This window comes from Halonotius pteroides (genome assembly GCF_003605635.1).
Classification (GTDB): Archaea; Halobacteriota; Halobacteria; order Halobacteriales; family Haloferacaceae; genus Halonotius; species Halonotius pteroides.
Genome location: NZ_QMDW01000094.1, coordinates 1 through 1,093 on the forward strand (window position 1 = coordinate 1; position 1,093 = coordinate 1,093).

Sequence of the window (1,093 nt, forward strand, 5' to 3'; positions counted from 1 at the left end):
CGGCGCCTGGGAGGGGTTCTCCCCGGGGAACCCGATCGAGGGTGCCGAGGAGGCCGCGAGTAGACTCGTCACCGTCCGCGCCCTCGAGAGCACCCTCGGCGTCGAGGAGTCGGACGCCGGCCGACCCCGGATCATCGACGACGACGAACTCGAATCGGAACTCGAGGACGTCCGAACGCGGGTCAACGACCTCGACGACGAGCGCTCGGAGATCGACGACGAGCTCCGCGAGATCGACGAGCGGATCGAGTCGGCGCGTCCGTTCGCCGCGCTGGGGCTCGACATCGATCTGCTGTCCGGATACGACTCGCTGACCGCCGCGGTCGGCGAGGGCGACCGCGGCGAGATCGAGGCGGCACTCGAGGACAGCGAGGCGGTCGAAGCGTACGAGCTGTACGCGGAGGACGAGTACGTCGCCGCCTTCGTCTATCCTGACGTGGACCTCGAGGACGCGCTGGTCGGCGCGGCCTTCACCGAGTACGAGATCCCGGACCTCGGCGAAGGAGGCGAGGCGACGAGTCCGGAGGCGTACATCGAGGATCTGAACCACCGCCGCGGCCAGCTCGAATCGAACCTCGAGACCGTCGAGAGCCGCCTCGAAGACCTCAAACACGAGGTTTCTGGCTTCCTGCTCGCCGCCGAAGAGAAGCTCTCGATCGAGGTCCAAAAGCGGGAAGCGCCGCTGACCTTCGCGACGACGGAGAACGCCTTCGTCTCCGAGGGCTGGATCCCGACGGAGCGGGTCGACGACCTCGTCGATACGCTCGACGCCCGCGCCGGCGACCACGTCGAGGTCGACGAACTCGAACGGGCGTCCTACGACGAGGACGGCCACGCCCACGAACACGAGGAGATCGAGGAGTCGGGGAAATCCGGCGGTCAGAGCGCTGGCGGACGCACAGCCGGTGAACCGGACGCCGTCGCGGACGGCGGGGACGGCGAGGCCGTCGCCGACGGCGGTCGAGCGATGAGCGGCGGTTCGCCGCCGGTCGTCCAGGACAACAGCGCAATCGCGAAGCCCTTCGAGATGCTCGTCGGCGTCATCAACCGGCCCAGATACACGGAGATCGATCCGACGCTGATCCTGTTCTTG

1 pseudogene is annotated in these 1,093 nt (G+C 68.2%); it reads left to right on the plus strand.

The window, feature by feature from the left end:
- Positions 1-1,093, plus strand: a pseudogene (locus DP106_RS15285) (V-type ATP synthase subunit I); the annotation flags it as partial.